Raw genomic sequence first — 678 nt, 5'->3', positions numbered from 1 at the left:
GGTTCGCATATCCGTATTGTGCTCTCCAAAGTTGCAATCGAGTCGAGGCTGTATAACGACGCCGACCATGGCATCGGCTGCGTAGTATGAACAAGAGCGTGCGAGAGGTCTGTGATCGAGTAGTTGCTTTTATTTCAACATGGAGATGAAAGTGAGCGCTAGAAGGTGGCGCTCACTATGCTTGATCGAGCATTGATTGATTTGGTTATTCTACTTCGTGGCGTTTTGTCTCGACACGATTACGCAGATTAAGCAGTGTGTTATACGGTTGATCGACTACGAAGGCGTTTGCGAGCCATGAGGGAACATCGCCGGCCGGATCTGCTGAGGTTTGATAAACAACATGCACATTGCTGTCGCTGGTTTGTGTAAGCGTCCAACTTCCGGTGAGCTCTGTTACACGAACGCAGTCGTCATTGGCGACTTCTGGCTCAACCAGCGCACTGAAGTTTATTTTTGCGCTGAGGCCATCCTCTGCACGATGTACCTTCATTTTTAGGACAAAGTTACGATCTGTGACAGGCCAAGGGGCACTTGTTTCCTGATACACGATTAACTCTTCGTCTGACGTTTTTTCCATGATCTGGCTTGCTACACACTCGTGCAGCCACTCATCCATACTTTCTACATCGCGGATGATATCTAGCACCTCATCAAGTTGCGCTTGGGCGTTCATTT

At 48.5% G+C, this 678-nt stretch carries 1 protein-coding gene; it reads right to left on the bottom strand.

Features of this window, described 5'->3' with window-relative positions:
• Positions 1–205 precede the first annotated feature (205 nt).
• Positions 206–678, bottom strand: a 473-nt coding sequence (locus A3750_RS12400; RefSeq protein WP_068548319.1) for an START domain-containing protein, incomplete at its 5' end; no start/stop codon positions are given.

It is taken from the genome of Oleiphilus sp. HI0079, assembly GCF_001635105.1.
The sequence above is the reverse complement of the archived record's forward strand: the minus strand, read 5'-3'. Positions and strand labels throughout refer to the sequence as shown.